Source organism: Pseudalkalibacillus sp. JSM 102089, from assembly GCF_041366475.1.
GTDB lineage: Bacteria > Bacillota > Bacilli > Bacillales > Guptibacillaceae > Guptibacillus > Guptibacillus hwajinpoensis_B.
On record NZ_JBEWYW010000003.1, the window covers coordinates 66,862 to 87,522 of the forward strand.

21 protein-coding genes are annotated in these 20,661 nt (G+C 39.4%); 8 read left to right on the forward strand and 13 right to left on the reverse strand.

All coding sequences use genetic code 11. The annotated features are described in order from the left end of the window. Positions 1–184 precede the first annotated feature (184 nt). A complete protein-coding gene (locus ABVF21_RS08590; protein WP_371018016.1) occupies positions 185–856 on the reverse strand; it encodes a permease in 672 nt (223 codons plus the stop codon). Positions 857–2,037: 1,181 nt separating this feature from the next. On the opposite strand from ABVF21_RS08590, the gene ABVF21_RS08595 reads away from it, so the two are divergent. Continuing rightward, positions 2,038–3,393 (forward strand): metal-dependent hydrolase family protein, encoded by a 1,356-nt coding sequence (locus ABVF21_RS08595; protein WP_371018017.1) that lies wholly within the window; start codon positions 2,038–2,040, stop codon positions 3,391–3,393. 7 nt (positions 3,394–3,400) lie between these two features. Here the strand turns inward: ABVF21_RS08595 and ABVF21_RS08600 are convergent, their stop codons facing one another. After that, on the reverse strand, positions 3,401–3,775 hold the full coding sequence (locus ABVF21_RS08600) for a VOC family protein (RefSeq protein ID WP_371018018.1): 375 nt from the start codon (positions 3,773–3,775) through the stop codon (positions 3,401–3,403). Positions 3,776–5,659: 1,884 nt separating this feature from the next. Continuing rightward, positions 5,660–7,483 (reverse strand): solute:sodium symporter family transporter, encoded by a 1,824-nt coding sequence (locus ABVF21_RS08605; RefSeq protein WP_371018019.1) that lies wholly within the window; start codon positions 7,481–7,483, stop codon positions 5,660–5,662. A gap of 345 nt (positions 7,484–7,828) precedes the next feature. On the opposite strand from ABVF21_RS08605, the gene ABVF21_RS08610 reads away from it, so the two are divergent. Further along, positions 7,829–8,020 carry a hypothetical protein gene (locus ABVF21_RS08610; RefSeq protein ID WP_303529823.1) on the forward strand — a complete coding sequence of 64 codons (192 nt, stop codon included), beginning with the start codon at positions 7,829–7,831 and terminating at the stop codon, positions 8,018–8,020. Between the two features lie 143 nt (positions 8,021–8,163). Here ABVF21_RS08610 and ABVF21_RS08615 read toward each other — a convergent pair whose 3' ends face one another. Beyond that, entirely contained in the window at positions 8,164–9,342 is a 1,179-nt protein-coding gene (locus ABVF21_RS08615) for a hypothetical protein (protein ID WP_371018020.1), read from the reverse strand. Positions 9,343–9,520: 178 nt separating this feature from the next. Between ABVF21_RS08615 and ABVF21_RS08620 the strand changes: the two genes are divergently transcribed. From ABVF21_RS08620 to ABVF21_RS08635, 4 genes are all read left to right on the forward strand, one after another. After that, positions 9,521–9,823, forward strand: a complete 303-nt coding sequence (locus ABVF21_RS08620) for a hypothetical protein (RefSeq protein WP_226616584.1) — start codon at positions 9,521–9,523, stop codon at positions 9,821–9,823. A 222-nt stretch (positions 9,824–10,045) separates the two neighbouring features. Next, a complete protein-coding gene (locus tag ABVF21_RS08625) occupies positions 10,046–10,585 on the forward strand; it encodes a 2'-5' RNA ligase family protein (protein ID WP_371018021.1) in 540 nt (179 codons plus the stop codon). A 155-nt stretch (positions 10,586–10,740) separates the two neighbouring features. Next, positions 10,741–12,276, forward strand: coding sequence for a multicopper oxidase family protein (locus tag ABVF21_RS08630; protein ID WP_371018022.1), 1,536 nt, complete (start codon positions 10,741–10,743; stop codon positions 12,274–12,276). 100 nt (positions 12,277–12,376) lie between these two features. Next, positions 12,377–13,369, forward strand: a complete 993-nt coding sequence (locus ABVF21_RS08635; RefSeq protein WP_371018023.1) for a Gfo/Idh/MocA family protein — start codon at positions 12,377–12,379, stop codon at positions 13,367–13,369. Positions 13,370–13,822: 453 nt separating this feature from the next. On the opposite strand, the gene ABVF21_RS08640 is transcribed toward ABVF21_RS08635, so the two are convergent. From ABVF21_RS08640 to ABVF21_RS08675, 8 genes are all read right to left on the reverse strand, one after another. Next, positions 13,823–14,149, reverse strand: a complete 327-nt coding sequence (locus ABVF21_RS08640; RefSeq protein ID WP_303529842.1) for a hypothetical protein — start codon at positions 14,147–14,149, stop codon at positions 13,823–13,825. Positions 14,150–14,154: 5 nt separating this feature from the next. After that, complete coding sequence (locus tag ABVF21_RS08645; RefSeq protein ID WP_371018024.1) at positions 14,155–14,367, reverse strand: helix-turn-helix transcriptional regulator; 213 nt, start codon at positions 14,365–14,367, stop codon at positions 14,155–14,157. Positions 14,368–14,514: 147 nt separating this feature from the next. Then, positions 14,515–14,784, reverse strand: coding sequence for a hypothetical protein (locus tag ABVF21_RS08650; protein ID WP_371018189.1), 270 nt, complete (start codon positions 14,782–14,784; stop codon positions 14,515–14,517). 35 nt (positions 14,785–14,819) lie between these two features. Further along, positions 14,820–15,080: a hypothetical protein gene (locus ABVF21_RS08655; protein ID WP_371018025.1), complete on the reverse strand. Its 261-nt coding sequence runs from the start codon at positions 15,078–15,080 to the stop codon at positions 14,820–14,822. A 33-nt stretch (positions 15,081–15,113) separates the two neighbouring features. Beyond that, positions 15,114–15,839, reverse strand: coding sequence for a tubby C-terminal domain-like protein (locus ABVF21_RS08660; RefSeq protein ID WP_371018026.1), 726 nt, complete (start codon positions 15,837–15,839; stop codon positions 15,114–15,116). A gap of 110 nt (positions 15,840–15,949) precedes the next feature. After that, positions 15,950–16,327 (reverse strand): iron chaperone, encoded by a 378-nt coding sequence (locus ABVF21_RS08665; protein ID WP_303529848.1) that lies wholly within the window; start codon positions 16,325–16,327, stop codon positions 15,950–15,952. A 97-nt stretch (positions 16,328–16,424) separates the two neighbouring features. Beyond that, entirely contained in the window at positions 16,425–16,568 is a 144-nt protein-coding gene (locus ABVF21_RS08670; RefSeq protein WP_371018027.1) for a DUF3953 domain-containing protein, read from the reverse strand. Between the two features lie 123 nt (positions 16,569–16,691). Next, on the reverse strand, positions 16,692–16,865 hold the full coding sequence (locus ABVF21_RS08675; RefSeq protein WP_371018028.1) for a serine kinase: 174 nt from the start codon (positions 16,863–16,865) through the stop codon (positions 16,692–16,694). A gap of 191 nt (positions 16,866–17,056) precedes the next feature. Here ABVF21_RS08675 and ABVF21_RS08680 point away from each other — a divergent pair, with 191 nt between their 5' ends. Continuing rightward, a complete protein-coding gene (locus ABVF21_RS08680) occupies positions 17,057–17,851 on the forward strand; it encodes a hypothetical protein (protein ID WP_371018029.1) in 795 nt (264 codons plus the stop codon). Between the two features lie 56 nt (positions 17,852–17,907). On the opposite strand, the gene ABVF21_RS08685 is transcribed toward ABVF21_RS08680, so the two are convergent. Beyond that, on the reverse strand, positions 17,908–19,515 hold the full coding sequence (locus tag ABVF21_RS08685; RefSeq protein WP_371018030.1) for a M4 family metallopeptidase: 1,608 nt from the start codon (positions 19,513–19,515) through the stop codon (positions 17,908–17,910). 529 nt (positions 19,516–20,044) lie between these two features. On the opposite strand from ABVF21_RS08685, the gene ABVF21_RS08690 reads away from it, so the two are divergent. Continuing rightward, positions 20,045–20,620, forward strand: coding sequence for a metalloregulator ArsR/SmtB family transcription factor (locus tag ABVF21_RS08690; RefSeq protein ID WP_303529853.1), 576 nt, complete (start codon positions 20,045–20,047; stop codon positions 20,618–20,620). The last annotated feature ends 41 nt before the right edge of the window (positions 20,621–20,661 follow it).

A 20,661-nucleotide genomic window follows, 5' to 3' on the forward strand; every position in this document is an offset into this window, starting at 1 on the left:
GTCTTTCAACTCCTAATTTCTTTTGTTCCGTAATCCCGCCCGTTCTCTCAATAACAGCATACTTTCATGTAAATGTTTACGTAAAATCATATAATCATCAAAACAAAATAATCCAGTTATATAAAAGGTTTGATCAGCTTTTCGTTAAATCAACAACCATAACTTTTGTATGACTTTTCATTTTCTAAATAAATCTATTTAAATATTCGCCAAATATTTTGTTCATTACTTTCGGGGTGTTTTCTAAATAAACATTCATCTGTTCAATGTTTGATTCGAATTTATTAGCGTTTCTTTCATCCGTTGGAAAATCAGATATTCCTTTAATAATAATGCATTCAACATCATTCTTCTTACAAATATAAGCAATTGCTGCCGCTTCGGTATCCGCTATGGTTATTTCGTTTTTCTTCAGTTCTAAATAGTCGTTCCACATAACGACTGCTTTATCAGCGGTACCAATTGTTCCTTTATGAAAATCATCTCCATATTTTGATAGATCAATATGAACGATAAAGGATTGTTTAATAAGAGGCTCAATTTCTTTTACCGTGCAATCATATTGAACGGCTCTGTCGGGTACAAAAATATCTACATTACGAAACTGATCATTTATTCCTGCACATGTTCCAGCAACGATTACTTTAGTTAAATTAAATTTAGAAATCATATACTGATTACCACCAACACCATTTACTTTTCTTACACCAGTACTATAAAAAACAAGTTCGGTATCATTCATTGTTCTCATGAAATACTCCCCATATGGATAACCGAAACGTTCGTTATCTCTTATTCCGAAGTATTTCAATGTCGCTTCATATTCCCACTTCGTTGCTATGCTTATTCCTATCATCGACTTCGCACCCTACTAAAATGATTTATCACTATTGAATGTCTATGTACGGACTAGATCCCATTTTGTCGCTATTCTTTTTTACAATGTTCAGCGACAATTGGTTAATAATTTTACTAACCTGTTTCGTAAGGTCAATAAGGGATAAACTCTGAGATAATGGAATCACCTCATAAATAAAAAGCTAATTATTTCCCAAAGTAGAAGGCTATACCCAAGAACCATGATTAATCTATTCATAAATGCTGGATTTTCCCTACCGTTTCTCCTATCCTCAAAAAAGTCATAGGAACCTTTCACCGTCCAAAACACTATGAATATGAGCCAACCAACATAGTCGTTTAAAGGACTTTTATCAAGCAAGAACTTGGTGGCGATTAATATAATGGCAATAAGAATTAGGTTTCTTAAGAGAAACGTTAAGTTCTTTGAATGCTTGTAGGATACTTCACTACTCTTCAAATGAACCCTCCTCTTGTTTGGCGATTCTTCATGATTCATAAAAAAACTTACCAAATATATCGATACCAATTATTTCAAAATATTCCTTATTACTCAATCTTTTATTTTATAAAAGGAGCCTTTTCTATTAAAGAAGTGCTCTGGATAACAAAAGCAGAGTATGCACAAAGATTTTAAAAGAGTCTAACGGAGCTTCATTTATTTGTTAAACATAGGGAAGCTGATTCATTTAGTCTCCATTAACTAGTTCGAGGGAGAATTATTAATAGGATCTTATAGAGTGAACTACGCGTGTCATCTTGATAGTTGAAACACGATATTATAAGAAATATTGTTAGTTACCTAGCATCAATTTTCGTTCGACCCCTATTCATTTTGCCTCTATCCCCCCACTTCCTCATGATTCCTTTTCACGATCTCGCACTTTTAACACCACTTCCGTTTTATATTTGATTAATATGAAATGATTGTTGTCAAAAGTGTTATGCTAGTCTTTAAAGTGGTCAAATTGATAATCAGAAGCGACTTTTTTCTAAAGACCATTCGTACCCTACCAGAACTCCACATCTCCATGAAGGCTAGAGTAAATCCCTATCTTTTGAATGACACACACTTATTAACACTGCGATTAGAAAAGTTGATTAGCAGATTCCTTGATTAAACGAAACCTTATCCTAATGAACTTTTACTATTTGAATGAGTCGAGAGGAGTACATAGATTGAAAAAAAGGTATGCATTAACGAATGTTCATGTGATTAATGGGGACTTAAATAGAAAACTACAAAAGAACATGACAATTTTAATCAATGAACAAGGAAATATTCAACAGATTGAAAAAGAACAATCAACGACCATCCCGAATGATTATGAAATAATTAATCTATCGGGAAAGTACGTAATGCCCGGTCTTATTAATGCACATGTCCATCTATTCTCTGACGGTAAACCCTATCATGTATCCCTAAGTGAAGGTATTCTCGACTTTGCTTATAATCATCTATTAAATACGAAACTAGGAAGAAAAATATTAAAAAAACGAATGAAGCGAAACGCCCTTACAGCGCTCCATTCTGGAGTTACAACGATGCGAAGTGTAGGAGAATTTTTCTACACAGATGTTGAACTGCGTGATGAAATCATTGCAGAAAAATTTATAGGTCCGAATTTACTTGTATCAGGATATTTCCTAAGCGTAACAGGAGGACATGGTGCACCTTATCTCGCTCATGTTGGAGACTCTCCATGGGAAGCAAGAAAAAATGTTCGATTGAATGTTAGAAGTGGTGTAGATTTGATCAAAATATGTGTGACTGGTGGAGTAACAGATGCGAAGCAAATTGGGGAAGCAGGCCGTTTGCAAATGACTGTGGATGAGGTTTCAGCAATCTGTGATGAAGCTCATAAAATCGGTTTAAGAGTGGCTGCTCATGTAGAAAGTACTGAAGGTGTAAGAATCGCATTAAAAGGCGGTGTAGATACTATCGAGCACGGTGCAGAGATGGATGATGAAATCATTAGTCTTTTTAAGTGCAATCCAAATTCTTTGGACGGTTATACTTCGCTTATCCCAACACTTCAAGCAGCTTATCCTTCAGCTATTTTAGATGCAAGTCTATCTAAGGTAAATGATGTTGTGAAGGAAAACTCTAAGTTGGTATATGATTCGATGTTATTGGGTGTTAAACAAGCTATTCGCCACGACATCAACATGGGGATTGGTACCGATTCCGCTATGCCTTTCGTCACTCATTATGACTTGTGGAGAGAACTCGACCATTATATTAGGCAGACGAGCTTGGATACCAAAGATATCATTGATCTTGTTACTCGTTCTAATTCGGAGATTTTAGGTATTAATGAAAGTACTGGAACTCTTGATATTGGTAAAAATGCAGATTTGCTCGTCTTAGAAAAAAATCCGCTAGATATCATTGAAGCAATATCAGGAGTAAACATGGTTATGGTTAAAGGTGATTTAATCAAATCACCTTCTATTCCTAACATTAGCGAAGTTGACGATATTCTAAACTCCGTATGGAAAGCTCAGAATTCAACAAATGAAACGAGTTTTTAGTTATCATTTACTCATTAAACACTACCATTGTAGGATATAGTGTAGGCCTCCTGTCTATTCGAGAACAGGAGGCCTTGTTTATTAGTGAAGGAGAATTGTATGACTGGGGTTGCTCCCCTGGAACATTTACATTGAAATGAACCCCGAACTTGTCTTTTCCCATCCCATACAAAGGGCTAAAGTCTGTTTTATGAAGGGGGATAACCACTTGTCCGCCGTCTTCCAAAGCAGAGAAGATTTCTCCTACTATTGCCTCTTCTTCATGGTGGATGGCAATCTGAATCGTATTACCTGGCTGATAAGGCATACGTGCAAACGTAACAGAGAACATCAGATCCGCGTCGCCTACTTTCAATTGGGCATGCATAACACGATGCTTCATGTCCTCCGTCATATGAAAAGAGATATCTAGAAACCGCCCTTTTGTTTGAACAAACACTAAGTAAGTTTTATCTCCCTTCCAACTTTGAAAGGGTTCATACTCTAACTCCTTTCAAGAACCAACTCTTAAAATGAAGTTGGCCCTTTTAGATTAGATCAGACACATCGATTTCAACATGGTGAAGTAACCTCTCCGACACTTAGATCCTCCCTTTTATTATTCAATGATCGCACCCGATTGCAAAAAATATCGAAATAAAACTTTTCATACAAAAAACATAGGAAAGATTTAATCTCCCTATGTTTTTCATCATATTATTTATCTGCCTGGTTTTGCTTCTTTTTTAAATACTCCACACGTATTTTTACCACTTTTCTTCTCTTACAAGAGAATTTATTCAACAATATAATCTATTTATTGCAGGAAGCTTTATCTTGTACACTTATTTCATAAAAAGTGTTCTTCTACTTTTTAAAGAAAGGCTCCGACATGACGGATCATAGATATTCATTATGATTGTTTCCAACCACTAGTTTGTATCCTTAGAACAGAAGCTGTTACTCCTATGAGGCAGAAGATAATTCCTATTGGCAAGATGAAGAATAGTAAAAGGTCTGGAATTATTCCAAGGTACGGTAGAATTGTACACATTGGAACTGCAACGGTCAGGGTTAATAAGATAATCAAATCTAGTTTTTTGGTATCCAAATAAAAGTCCTCCTAAACAAATCAATAGTTTGATTAACATCTAATCTTAGCCAAAATGATTAATACCAATTATTTCAAAACAGAGCTTATAAATCCATCTTTTCTCCTCAAAAAAAGAGCCTATCTAATTAAAGATAAATGAAGATATCCCTATGCTCACGAAAGTATCATTAAATAAAAATACACACAGAGCTGTCCAAATTACCACAACTATTACAAAAGATAGCCTTGGATAAAATACTTTGATTACAACTAAATAAAATATAATCAAAAAAAGAACCAATGTGAAACCATTGTAATACCAAAACTCAATATCCTTTGTATCATAAATAAAAAAAGAGAAAAAAAACGGAAATACTATTATAACTAACAATTTACTTTTATTATCTTTGGTCATAGCAACCCCTCCTAATTCCTCAGGCTTTCCACAAAAGATAGCTCACTTTGTTCACCATGACGACAAGCGCATACTAATGGTCTGTTCCGTCCCCTTTACTTCATCAGGAACACATACCCTCAGACGTTTCAATTCCCTTTCAAGGTTTTGGAGTGAATATAGCTAATTTCATATATGTAAGAGTTTGGTTTTATTTCCAATAACCTCAATTAGCTCGACTTCAAGTCTTCCACAATCCTTCCATGAAAACTTAACCTTACCACCCTTATTTTACCATAAAACTGACCTATCAAATGAATATGCCCCGTTCCGATTTACATTGCTTGACATTGATGCATTTTAAAGATTCACTTCAACTAGAGTCCTTCACTAAACTTCAGAAGAGGTATTATAAAAGGAAACTGCCTCTACTTAAAGTTACTATATTTTCATCTTGATTTTGGTAGTTTACCTTTCCTCTAACGAGATTAAGAGGAAGTATGTTTAGCGCTCTGGATCGGTTCTGATCTATTTATTCTAAGGGAAAAGCTAACTAGCTAGCATTTCAGCTAGTTATAAGTATCCTGTCTCATCAATCGATGAAGTAGGATCCTTTCGTAGGCGCTAGCGTAAACTAATTGAGGGTGGCGCGGCAAAAGATGCGTTTCAATAAATCGACCATTCGATTCGACTCTGAGAAATGGCAGTAGGTCAGCTTAAGGATCAAGGTAAAATAAAAGGAGCCCGCTTCATCACATAGGATGAAGCGAACTCCTTGTTAATACAATGGACATCATTTATTAAAAATCTTTTTCAGAAAAGTAGTTCATCTGAGGACTTTGCTTTTGGCCCCCTACTTCTTTTCCTGTTTCTTTCACAGCTTCCTTCGCTCGTCGAACAGCATGACCGTACTTACGCTCCCAACTCTTCGTTGCAATAGCGAATGCAATAAGCGTTACAACCGAAAGAGCTCCAGTCGCTGGTAGGAATGAAGGCGAGATCATCCCATCTGCATACGCTACACCAATTGGTGAGAAAAGGATATACGTTTCGCAAATGCTTGCGATTAATAAAATACCAGCTGGCGCGCTGTATTTCCACGGCGTCATATTCACCTTGGAAGCCTTCGGGAATACATAAGCTTTCTCCTGTGGCTTAACGTAAGCAATCCCAAACATGATCGCCACTTCAGCGACAAATAGAATACCGTAAATATGAATAAAGTGAATGTCGAGCGGAAGACCAAAGAGCTGTTCGGTTCCCCACACCATCATGTAGTAAGCGACCACATGAAATACAATCGCTACTTTCGCCGCTAATGCCGGCACCTTCTTGGAAATAATTCCGATCAATACAACGGCCACAATAGGAATGTTGAAAAAGCCGGTGAATTTTCGAATCAGATCCCATAATCCGTTCGGTGCGTACATCAACATCGGTGACACGAAAAACGTAACAAGTGCAATAATGGAGCCAAACCACTTACTAGATTTAATCAGCTGGTCGTCTGAGGCATCCTTTTTAAATGCCGGCTTATAAATATCAAGAGCAAACATCGTTGAAGCACTATTCAAAAGGGAGTTATATGAACTTAAGACGGCCCCAAGCAATACAGCTAAGAAAAAGCCAGACAAGTAAGGTGGCAGCACATTCGTTACGAGCGTAGGATAAGCCAGGTCAACGGACTTAAGATTCCCTTCGTAAAGGTGAAAAGCGATAACGCCCGGAATCATCATGAAAATCGGAATAAGAAGCTTGAAGAATCCGGAAAAAATAACGCCTTTCTGTCCTTCCTTTAAACTCTGTGCACCGAGCGTACGCTGTATCACGTATTGATTTGTTGCCCAGTAAAACATGTTGGCGATAATCAAACCGGTAAAGATCGTACCGAATGGAACCGAGTCATCCGCTCCCCCAATCGCGTTCAGTTTTTCTGGATTTGTCGTTGTGATGGTTTTTACACCGTCTAGAAAAGCGCCATCGCCAAGGGCGATAAGTCCAAGAATCGGAACGAGCGCTCCGATAATGAGTAGACCGACTCCATTAATCGTATCGGAAACGGCAACGGCTTTTAACCCGCCGAAGATCGCATATACTGCCCCGATAAGGCCGATCCCCCAAATCACAACCCAAATCGACTGGGTGTATGTAATGCCTAAAATCGATGGTACATCAAACAATTTCAGAACGGCTAGAGCCCCAGAGTAGAGCATCGAAGGAATCGTGACGAGTACGTATCCAACCATAAATAAAACGACAGTATAGCGACGCACCCCTTCATCAAACCGTTTACTAAGAAATTCAGGAAGGGTTGTAATCGACATGTTCAAATATTTTGGTAGTAAATAAAGTCCCATGAGAACAACCGCTACACCTGCCGTTACTTCCCAGGCCATGTTCGATAGATTCGTCCGAAACGCCTGGCCGTTTAATCCAACTAGCTGCTCAGCAGAAAGGTTCGTTAGCAAAAGCGATCCTGCTATAAACCCACCGCTCAATCCTCTTCCTGCCAGAAAATAACCTTCTGACCCATTTGTAGTCCCTCTTGTTTTGCGATAAGCTATGTATCCAACAAGCACCATGAATGCTATACACGTAAGCAATGTAAACCATAGTGACTGCATTTTGTCTCCTCCTCTACCCCAAGAAAAAAATTTTCTCGTATGATTGTAGTAGATGGAATATCCTTTTTATTATATTAGTAAACATTTTTTTGAAATTTGGGGTAGAAAACAGGTGAAAGTTAGTAAAAAAGGAGTGGAATTCGGAAGATAATCTCTCATATAAAAAAGAGCATATAGTTCTTCCTAGTAAATCAGGAGGTTTTCTAACATAATTAATAGACAAAAGTGAATGTTGCGCATTTACCCCTTTCCCTATACACTTACTCAACAAAATACTATACCTTTACTCTCTACAACAGACCTAACAGGACGAATCTCTCTATCACAATGAAAAGAGGTGAGTGCATGTATGCTACTGGTATGAGCACATTTGATTTTGTACTCTATTTCGCATTTATCATGCTATGCTTTTGGATGAGGATCTATCGTGAACGTGTTAAAGAGCAAAAAAAGGAAATCCATCAGTTGAAAGAGGAAAATGAAAAGCTGAAAGAAGCCGTGCGTTTTTATCATGAGCAGCGTGATAATATGGGTTAAATAGTCGAAATATAGTGAGCTTAAGTGAATAAAGAAACGTACTTAATATATGATAATAACACGCTATTTTCAAAAAACAGGCACTTCCAACCTTTTAGTTGGATTGTGCCTGTTTGTTTATTAAGCCATCCTTTTGTGAGCCATTATCTAGCCCAATACAACTCTACCATTCTACTTTTTTCATTCAAAGAAAATTTCATCTCATGGGGAGATTCTCCATATGGATTCTCCACTGTTACTTCCCACATATTATCATTTCGATCGATGTGCGTATGAGGTACGTCTTCAAGTGCACTTATGTATTCCTCTTCAGTAACGGTCATCTCTTCGCCGTTCTTCTTTAGAATGTATTTTCCATCTTTCTCATAGCCAATGTGATCCCCCATATGACTCTCTAACCAATTTTCTACTTCAGTAGAGTTTTGTTGAGCGATATCTAGGACATTGGCTTCCGTGATTTGCGGCTTTTTCTCTAAGAGATCAAAAAGAAAGTACTCATGATAATCGCAATCTGCATCACAAACATCAACCACAAGTGCATCAGCTGGTAATTCACTACTTTCTACCTTTTCCTTACCAGCAGTATCAATTCTGTAGGATTCGTCATCCGTCTGAGGGTGATTTGTTCGTTGACCGCTCGCACTTAAAAAGTAAGTATCCACATCCTTTTCTTTAAGCATAGGCTTCTTTATAAGGTCGATTTGTTTCAAGAAAAAATCCGCTTTCGTCAGCGTTTGAGCCGCAAAATGCACTCCCTCACTTCCAACCTTCGTTCGTTCTACTATAAGTTCCTCATCATTAGCTGCAAGTTCAATATTGTAGTGAACCTTCTCGGGAGAAGCGTTCTCTTCCACAACCATATAGAGATCGTTCATTGTTCCTTCATCACTGATTTCCATATTAAAATCGATTACTTTTGAAGAATCATTTTCATCTCCAAGCTTACTATGTATGTTCTTCCATTCTTCCGCTAAACTGCCACTATAGAAATTAGTATTAAGAAGAGCGACTTCCTGAGGTTGTTCATACAAAAACGTTTGAACCCAAGGAGCAATTGATGATGTTAAGAAGATAAATAACCCAACATAAACAGCCCGCTTCTTAGCCTTCACATTTACTTTAGTTTTAGTGAAAAACAAGAAGGATATAAGGAATCCAAGTGGAAGCCGCCAATCATTGAATTGCAACGAAAAACCTCCAAGAAACGTATAGCCGATCAGCTTTAAGAACAAATAGTGTTCAGAGTCAGCCGCCTTCCGAAAAATAATAATGAGAACTATTAGAATGAGAACGTAATAAAACAACCAAATCAAATTTTCCATGTTTCACCTCCTATCTAAACGGTACCATAGTGGTGGTGCCTGTCACCACCCGTTTTCGCTCGAACATTGTCGATCTGCTCCACTCCACCTAATCGTCACTCAAAGGCGGTTTGTGATCTCCTTTTAACTCCACTATAATGGAGGGTAAGCTACTTAACAGGCTAGAAAGGAGTACGACATGTTTACGACATATCGCTCTAAAATGACAACCTGGAGAACGGTTTTCTTCATCTTCATCAGCGCGCTTACAACGCTTGCCATGTTTCTGATTGATCCGGTATCTTCTAGCTCTGGCGAATCTGCCGCTTTATATATCATGATTTTTATTTTAGTTGGGTGTGCCCTCTCCATATTAATGGCCTTCGTTGTATATCGAACTAGTGATGAGAAAAAAGGATGGGCTACGATCGGATTGCTACTTACACTTTTCAACATCGCTGTAATCGCTTACTTTATCTATGTGGGTCTTCGGCTAGCATAAGCTGATTGAATAATGAACCAAAAGCGTCACTTATAAAAAATCACTAAACTAAACAAAACAAGCGTCTTCCCTTTTACGGATGGGAAGACGCTTGTTTATGGACAAATTCTATCTCCTAACACGCCATAAGTCTTTTCTCTTTCTAACAAAAGCACCCCCCCGCCCAAGCATGCTTCGTGATAAAATACAATAAAAGGAAATTCGTGAAAAGGACTGACTCCCATGCCAAATCAATACTTTATTGGTATCACACCACCACCCGACTATCTTGCCAAAGTTGAACATTTCCAAAGAAAATGGATCAACTTCCTAGGAGTAGAACCACATATTACTCTGAAAGCGCAGGGCGGACTATCCCCCGACAAGAAATGGATCGAAAAAGTGGAGAACTTATGCAAAAAAATCCATCCGTTCACGCTAACAGTAGCAGAACCTCACTACTTCGGAGACAATATCCTCTATCTAAGTGTCACTTGCGATCAATTATTCCCGCTCCATGAAGCCATTGTAAAAGCGATTTCTCCACCTGAAGAGCTCATCAAGCACTACTTTGAATTAGATGACTACGTTGGGCATTTAACTCTCGGCAAAGAACAGTACGGTATATCGAAATCTGATTTAAAGGATATGGAGCTTTTAGCAAAACAGGAACTCACGCCCTATCCTACCTTCAAAGTAGAATCCATTCGAATTTATGAATTAAAGCCTAGCAACAAGCGGTACGAACCCTATGTAGATCTTCCGCTAGGAGCAAATCTATAACTTATTTGAACCCCTCCGTTTCTTCGAGACGTAGGGGTTCTTCTATCTTCGTAATCTCACAAGATCCTGAGCTTCAAGAATAGAAAAAGAAATGAAAGATCCTCTCTTCGTAACATATGATGAACAAATGCATCGTTTCAGAAGGAGTGGCACAGATGCTCGAAAAATTCGTAGATCGCCTCCCTATCATGCCAATCATCCAACCCGTAAAGACAAATCACGGGATTCCCTATTATGAAGTGACGATGAAGGAAAGTTTTCAGAAGCTTCATCGCGATTTGCCAGCAACACGCGTTTGGGGATATAACGGGCAATACCCTGGTCCTACGTTTCAAGTTCACCGAAATCACCCGATCCGTGTGCTTTGGAAAAATGAACTTCCTGAAAAGCATTTCCTCCCAATTGACCACACCATTCATGGGGCTGGTACAAACGTTCCTGACGTTCGTACGGTTGTGCATCTTCACGGTGGGGTTACGCCTGATACGAGCGATGGTTATCCTGAGGCATGGTTCACCCGAGAATTTCAACAGGGAGGGCCCTATTTCACCGATCCCATTTATGAATATCCAAATCATCAAGCAGCTACGACCCTCTGGTATCACGATCATGCGATGGGGATTACACGGTTAAATATCTACGCAGGTCTCGCTGGGATGTATATTGTTCATGACGAAGAAGAGCGATCCCTCAGGCTACCGGAAGGTGAGTTTGATATCCCCCTTCTTCTTCAGGATCGTTCTTTTCATCGAGATGGTTCCTTGTACTATCCAGCTGAACCAGATCCTCCTGTCGAAGGCGTTACGCCATCGGTCCTTCCTGACTTCTTCGGGAAAGCCAATCTTGTTAACGGGATGGTATGGCCTTATCTGGAAGTCGAGCCGAGGAAATACAGATTTAGAATCCTAAATGGATCAAACGCAAGATTCTACCGCTTCTCCCTATCCAACCAGTTCCCATTCGTTCAAATCGGCACAGATCAGGGGCTTCTCGGAAAGCCGGTGCCTGTCACTCGCGTTTTGATCGCTCCTGCCGAGCGTGTCGACGTCGTCATTGATTTCAGTCGCTCGGCAGGCGAAACCCTTACCTTAATGAACGATGCCGCCTCCCCTTATCCTCAGGGGAAAAGTCCGAATCCCAAAACAACGGGCGTAATCATGCAGTTCCGTGTAAAGAAGAAGCTCTCTCTTCCCGATCAAAGCGTCGTTCCTCAGACATTATCTCGGTACGAGATCATATACGAACAACAAGCAAACAATCAACGCAACCTTCTCCTCAACATGAGGCCTGATCAATATAAACGATCCATTCACCTATTAAACAACCAGCTCTGGTCAGATCCAATCAGTGAAATGCCTAGATTAGGCGATGTTGAAATCTGGAGCTTCGTCAATTTATCAAATGCAACGCATCCCATCCACTTGCATCTCGTTCGCTTTCAAATCCTTAATCGCCAGCCCTTTGATCGAGATCTATATGAAAAAGAAGGTAAGATCGTTCCAACCGGCCCACGCATGAAGCCAGATCTCAATGAGCAGGGCTGGAAAGATACCGTGCGAGCAAACCCAAAAGAAATCACGCGAATCATCATGAAGTTCGTACCTTATGCAGGCTTGTTTGTATGGCACTGTCATATTCTCGAGCATGAAGATTATGAAATGATGCGACCTTATGTAGTAGTCAAAAAATAAGAAGGGGGTCAGATAGGAACCTGACCCCCCTTCTTTGGATTTCTTCCCCTCAAAATGGTATTCTTATTCCGTTAATAGCTTACATAAAAGGAGCCTACATATGACGAACCCATCCATTTGCGTGATTGGCGCAGGCTTTCATGCAACGACGAACATTTATCCCGCTCTTGTCGAAACAGGTGCAACGATTACGGCTGTCGCTACACGAAACTTAGATCGCTCAGAGCAAACACTTCTTCGTTTTGGAAGCACTGGAACACCGTATGATAATTACAAGAAAATGCTAGAACAGGAGTCATGTGACGGTGTCATCGTTGTCGCACAACCCACAGACCAGGCAGCCCTTGTTATGGACTGTATCCAAGCCGGTAAAAATGTGTATGTCGAAAAGCCACTTGGCATGACAACGGAAGAGTCAGAACTAGCGGCAGATGCTGCAGAGAAAGCTGGCATTAAGCTTATGGTTGGCTTTATGAAGCGCTATGCGCCGATTTATAAGCAGCTTCACTCGCTTATTACAAATGAAGAACTAGGATCAGTTCGTTCATTCGAAGCGCGATTCGCCGTTGATACAACACCATTTTGCCAAAACGATGAAGAATTCCTAAAGTTTGCTGCCATTCACATCGTTGATTTAGTTCGCTATCTATTTGGAGAAACAATAGCTGTAAGTGGATTTAAAAACAGCTCGAATTCACACATCAATCAAAGCATTAGCCTTCAATTCGAAAGCGGAACAGTTGGAACCCTATCATTCACTGGGATGACAGCCTGGTCTAGAGAAAGCGAAAAACTGACGGTTACGTTTGATCACGGATTTGCCTCAGCCGATGAGGTACACACCCTAACCGTGCACAAATCTCAATCCTTTAAGGAACTTCCATGGAAAGCACCGGCTGAATCTGATTTCGTATACAGTCCTTCCGCCTCAACGATGTCAGGCTCAATGAAAGATCTTTACCTCCGCGGCTTTGTCGGTGAAATGCAGCACTTCGTCTCATGCTGTACAACAAATGAGACGCCCCGCTCAGATGGAAAAGATAACATTCGTACGATGGCGTTGATTGATCGGATTTTGAAGACGTTAAAGTAAGTTAAATTCCTAACATTGCATTTCTTTAGGATATAAACATATAAAACCCCGTAACTAGATAAACGTGTTACGGGGTTTTTCAACCCATTCTTTCAAACTCTCTGACTTGAACCTTTATTCCCGTCTCTTTTTTCTCTCAACCAGAGCAAATATCAACAGAGCAATGGTTAATACCATCATGACCATGTATAGCCAGGGAAAGCTCATGTTCCCAAAATAATCTAGACTCATGACGATAACATTCAAAAACATTAGTAAGATAAAGGCTATATCACTTTTGTAAGGCTTCCGTTTTTCAAAAAATAAGCTCATAAAAAATCATTCTCGCTTTCCTATAATATTAACGACTATATCTTAAGAAAATTAATTTCTAAAAAGTGAGCAACTCCAATTTAAAACTGTATATAGGAATGCCTTTTTCTATTTCTTTTAAAAGCAATCTAGATTTATCACTTAGGAATAACGAAAATACGAAGTTACCGCTCCCATACCATATCCAATGGCAGCAATTAGAAGGATATCTCCCCCATTCGAAAAGAAAGCAATAGATTGGAATTTCGTAGGATCTGTGAAACCGTCCAAGAATGGCAACAAGTTCGTTAATCGAATCAAGGCATATAGCATAATAACTTGCCAACTCGACATTGCGGCATCTCTTAATATTTTCTTTTGACGTTCATCTTCCTTTGAAAAGCCAGTATCATCACCTGATACTCTTTTCGTGGAAACAATAATCACTGACATGATACATCCCATAATCAGAACAAGAATGATATCCATTGCATTTATCCCCTTTTCTTTAGCGTTTTTTGATAGTTAAAGAGTGAGTCTACTTTCGTTTCTAGAGCTAAAGCAATAGCAAATGCCAATTCTAAACTTGGATCATACTTATTGTTTTCAATAGCGTTGATCGTCTGTCTGCTAACTTGACACAATTCCGCTAACTTCCCTTGTGAAATCCCCTTACCTTCTCTTAAAACCTTAATGCTGTTCTTCAACTTTGAGCTCTATCCCTTCTATCTATCCTGTCAAATTCCTTTTACACCTTATATGTTAATAAAATCCAGAAAAGGTGTCAAATACTTTTGACACCTTTTCTGGATTCCTTGATAAACTAGCCTATAAAAATACAACCTCAATTTATTTCAAACCCCGTCCACATACTCCTTCGCCTCCAACAGCGATAACCCAAATTCTTCTCGTGCCTTTTTCACGGCTTCTACCGTTTTTCCTTCTTTCATGAGCTCTCGCAATTCATCGTTAATCGGATGTTCAGGCAAATCCAGATGCTGGGCCATTCGATTTAACTGATCGTGCATACTTTTCATTCGCACGCTAAGACTATTCATCTGAGCACTTACTCGAAAAACGAGATAAAAAACAGCTGCTAACAAGCCTACAAGTGCAATCTCCATCACGTCAACATTCCCCCCTTCCTCATTTCAAACAGCTATAAATACAACCATACTGATAGCACACCGAACACAACGATAAATAAACCGTGTCCTAACCAGCGATATTTCCTATGAATACCAACCCGGCTTTCTAAATGTCTAAAGTACATGGCACAGCACAAAAGTCCTAAGAAACCGATCCAGAAGCCTTGTTGATCATCGTAAACGATGGCTAGCTTGATTATTCCTAATCCTACAAACGCCATGCCAACAGATCCTATCGCAGTATAAAAAAGCAATCCTAAATGATTGTTCACAAGCTTCACCACCAAAGCAATATTAAAGCTAGCTCACTGACTAAAATGATAGTTAAATAGAATATAGCCCATAAATAAGACATGCGCTTCTTCGCCATATGTATCTTTCATTTCTAATTTATAAATCGAATTTCCTAATTCAGCCCTTTTCCCTTCCCCAATCTTATGGTCATCTCTACGAATCACTGTTTTAGACCCAATCCCAAATGACTGATAATGATAGGTGTGATCACGATAGTTAAGATAGAGACTTTCCTTTAACTTGGCGACATTTTTGACTGAGTAGTCCATTTGAATGCTGCCAACTTCATCGTTATTAGAGAAGATCAGCCATTCATTTGTTCCGCGAAGGCGATTTTCATTTTTACCTTTTAGAATGATGTGATGACCATCTTCTGACGTAAACGCTAGATTAAGAAACCATCTTCCTGGGCTGTCCATAATATCTGCGACAACTCGCTTCCACGGCTTATGATAAAGTCGCTTGTATTCCCCAACAAGTTCCCGTCCGTCAAACACTCGCTTCGGCGCTGCTGAGACTCGATCTCCTAAGCGTGTCACCATACGTTCTTCATCCGCTTCTGGCTGAAAAGCAAGATCCTTCTTATGCTGCCACTTCATCATAAATATAATCAATATAGCCGCCACCGGAAAACCCATTAGCAACAAGAGCTGATCCATCTCGAATTTCCCTAGAAACAAATAACGTAGAGATAGCCCTATAAAGCCTACAACAAATAGTAAAAGTAGTTTCCCCAAAATGAACTCCTTTCTTGCTAAATAACATCCATTTTTGTTCTATTACTACTTACGAATCGATTTAATGAAAGTTTCACACCTTATCACAGGCTACCCCTTATCCCCACCCTCTAACAAGAAAGATCCTCACCAGCTCGCCATTGATTAATCGCTTCTTTCACAAATTCCTCCACACCGCTTTCCTGTAAATCAATTGATTTTTTAATTCGGATACATCCTTTTCCACAATCCAAACCATTCAATAATTCACTTGCTCGATCGATTTTCTTAATATCTCCTACATAAAGACTTACATAGGACTTTTGAGCATTAAGATTAAACAACACGCTCGACTTCCCTTTATAGCTAAGCATTTTATATTGAATGCCTTCTTCGAGCTCTGGAGCATTTTCAATTATGTACTGTCGTACTGCTAGGAGCTTTTCCTTTCTCCAATCATCCTCTAGCATTTCAAAATATCCCTCTGGTGTTTTCGCTTCATATTGCATGTTTTAGTCTCCTTCTTATTATTAAAATAAGTCACCGTACTAGCAAGAAAGGTCAAATTGCTCCGGTGTCTCCACTTTCGGAAAGCGCTTAAAACCATTAACCTATTAGATAACTCTTGATAGATACATAAAAATTAAAGAGTGCGGCAACGAAAAAGAAATAACCTAGGTAGGGCGTAGCCTCTTTTTTACAATATTCTATTCCCATAACCAACATAATACTGCCTAGAAACAGCATCATATAAGGTATTGCCGCATAATCCTCCGTTATACTCGCATATACAATTATAGAAAATGTTACGACCGCTAAACCAATCCTAATTTTTTTAATATCTCATCCACCTCCTCTTCATACGTACTTCTATCATTTATAAACTAGCTTTTCCCGCTTACGTCTGCTTATTAAGACTTCTAACCCCATGAAGCCAAACCCTACAAGATTCATGAGGAAATTACCGATATTGCCTAAGTCGTTTACTCTTAATCCTATCAAAAAACTACCTAACAAGATCATTGGAATCACGATAAAATACCTCAAATGCGCCCCTCCTGTTTGCCATATTAATTATAAAAACCCTCATCCTAAATAATACCATCTTTCACCGATTTATTGATTTTCGTTCGAGGCAATTAACGAAAGCACTATTGCACAAATATTTTCGATTAGACCTGGAACCCTCTCTTATTTTCCTTTAAGCTTAATGAAGAAATAAATGAAAGGTTGATTGTTTGAAGAAGTTACTATCCCTGTTTTTAGTATGTTTATTCGTCTTCTTTCCTATAGAAGACACGCTTGCCGCTAATGTGAACAAAGACTTTTCCGTTGAAAAAACGAAAAATTCACCGGAAGACAACCGGCAATCCATTGCTAGAGAATATAGAGAGAAAACAAACTCCCTTCTATTATCCACTCAAACTAGTAAAAACACATGGAACAGCGCTGAGACCTCACATAAGCTATTGACCACACATGTACAGGCGCTAGGAAACGGAAAATACCGCGTAACTGTTGTGATGGAATGGAAGATAGTGCCCAAGAAGCGATTACATGATGTGATCAGCTTCGCTTTACCTGACCTTGGGGATGATTATTATATAGAGGCAAACTCGTTAATCGGAAAGCAGCTGGTGGTTGCGGAGAACATTGAGACCGGGGAGACCCAAACGATGGATTACGAGTATACGAACACCCCGGCGGAAGAGGCAGATTCCTTTTATGTTTCTCCAGCGGAACGAGTTGTTCTAAGTCAAAACTTAAAAAATGATTGGGACGAATACAAGGTTCGTAGCATCTATCAAACGCTCAGTGGTGTGATTCAAGAAACTGAGGAACTAAATACATATGCCTTACACGTTAATGGGGGTTATAGTCATCAAATTCACCCTGATGAAAATTGGAGCGTACGCTTATTTCCGTATGAATTCAGCATTGATATCAATCAGTTGGTGAACGGGGATCCTTATCAAACACCCGATTCTTTTGATCATTACCTACAAGCTGAAACACAGCTGGTTATGAAATAACGATCACTTACACGCAAAAAAAGAGCTCGCCATGAGCCCTTTTTTTGCGTTAATCTTTATTCCGTAACGCCAACTTGATCCCAGGCTGACGCGACACTATTGTACGTAGTAGATCCGGCGCCGTATAAATCATCTGCCGATTGTAGAAGAGCCGATCTTGCGTCACTAAAGTCACTTGTTGGAGTGAGGTATGTTGTAAGAGCACGGTAATAAATTTGCTCTGCTTTGCTATCTCCAATGCTTTCGATGGTGAAATAAGCTGCTTTGTTTGGAATGCCACTGTTCGTATGAACGCCGCCATTGTCTTGAGACGTTTGAACGTAGTCATCCATATGAGATGGTTGGTTATATGCTTCTGGATTCGATAGACTTCTTAGCGCATCTCCAGGTGTACCAGGCGTATAGACGTCTTCCCCCATAAGATAATCTTCGGGCTCGATGAAATACCCGAACACATCTGACATTGATTCGTTAAGTGCTCCCGATTGATCACGATACTGTAGTCCCGCTGTGCGTTCTGTTACTGCGTGCGTTATTTCATGACCAACAACATCTAGCGCTGCTGATAATGGAGCAAAAGTGGTCCCATCGCCATCACCATAAACCATTTGCGTTCCGTCCCAGAAAGCATTGTTATAGTTTGAGCCATAGTGCACTGTAGAACGAATCGTTGCACCGTTATCATCAAAGCTATTGCGATTATGTGTCGACTCATAATAGTCATAAACAACGCCTGCATTGTAGTGCGCATCAACAGCTGCCGCTTGATCTGAAGAAACAAACTGATTGTCATCATCTGTTACGATCGCGCCAGGAAGGCTTGATCCATTATTGGCACTATACGTCTCAATGAGGCCACCTTTTGTTACGTCACGAAGAAGATAGCTACCATTTTGTGATACCGTATTTAGCGATTTCTGATCACCCAATACGCCCGTTCCTGTTCCTGTCTCGGCGCCGTCAGCTAGCGCATTATACGCTTCTACAACGGAACCATCGCGAGCATCCACATAGATTTGCCAGTTCGCAGGATAAGGATCAATAAAGTTCAGCTGCACTTTATAAGCAAGAACATAGCGATCGCCGTCCTCATAAACAACTTTTTCTCCCTGACCCGTCATGTTTTTATTATCACGAAGACTTGTTTCAGGTTGTACATCAACATGGTTCCATGCTGTGTTAACCGCTTCTTCTTCAGATACCTTCGCATTCTTACTTCCTTCAAATTTCTTTACAGCGTCTGGATGCAGATTGCCGTTCACGGCTGCAACTTCCCCATCTTTATCTGTATGTACGATGAATGTCGCTCCATCAAGTGGTACCCCATTTACCGTTTGAACATATGTGTAATGAGTCATGCCTAGCTTATCTTTCGATTGATCGATCAGCTTAAGATCATTCTCATTCACCTGGAATAGGGCTTCATTTTCCTGTAGATATTGCTGGACATCTCCTTCACTCGCAACCTTTTGTTCTGATAGTTTACCAGATAAGAAAGATGGCACCTTCCGTTCCTTTTCCCAGCTCTCCTTTACAATCTCCATCTTTTCAAGTGCTTGCTTCTGATCCACATTCAAATCCTTTGGCGATGCGGCTGATGCAGTTGGTAGTGCGCCCCCAAATGCAAGTCCTGTCGCAAGTGCGACGGCGATTCCCTTTTTCAAAAAATCTCCTCCCCTTCTCGGAATGTTTTGAATTTTTAATACACTAGTAGCCTATCATAGAATTTCTGAAGGTTGTATTGGGAAATCTGTTAGACGATACGCCCGTATACTCACTATGTTGCCATAACATTTCCCAATAACTTTCTAGAGATTTAAGTGATAAGCTTAATCTAGAACGTTTAGTGATTGGAAAAATATTCTTTTTATAGAAATCACATGAAAATCTAACCATCTATCGTCTGATCACTTGATATAATTGAGTGTAAATGGCAGTCATTTCGTACTACAAGATTGGTACCCTACCATCTAAAAAGTATTTCCCCTTTTAACTCGCAACAAATAATTCGCAATACATTTCAATAATAATTATTTCAATATTATTTCAGTTAAGACAATATAGAGGTTTCTATGTAACGAATTGGAAACCAGTTCAGGCAATATGTGAACGGTTCATTGGTTGACGAACAACTCTAGTTAGATTAGTATCTAATTAGATACTAATCTAACTTATAGGAAGGTGGGTCGTATATTGCAGTTAAACCGATTAGTTAATTTCCATAAAACACTCGGGGATCCAACTCGGATTCGCATTCTTTCGTTGCTCGCTAAAGGTCCTCTCCACGGCCAAGCCATCGCTGGCAAACTTGGATTAAAAGCACCTACGATCACTCATCATATGACGAAATTAAGAGACACCGGCATTGTTTATCAACGTAAGGATAAAAACACCATCTATTACTACATAGATGAGAAGAAATTCCGCTCTTACTCAGAAGCCCTGCCGATTATGCTTTACCAGCCTGACTACGATAAGGAGGACGATTCTGTGAAAACGCAAGCTGTTATCAATAATTTCTTAGCACCAGATGGTACGCTCAAGCACCTCCCTTCTCAACGAAAGAAAAAAATCATTATTCTTAAGCACTTAATCAACGGATTAGAACGAGGGAAAAAGTACCCTGAGAAAGAAATGAACGAGTATATCAAAAAGTTCCATCCCGACTTCGCAACCATTCGTCGAGAGTTTATTATCAATCATTTTATGTACCGAGAAAATAACATTTACGAACTAAATCCAGAAGAAATGTGGGCGACGATCGATTAATCGCAAGACAGCTATTTGAACTCTGTTGAAGTACAATGGAC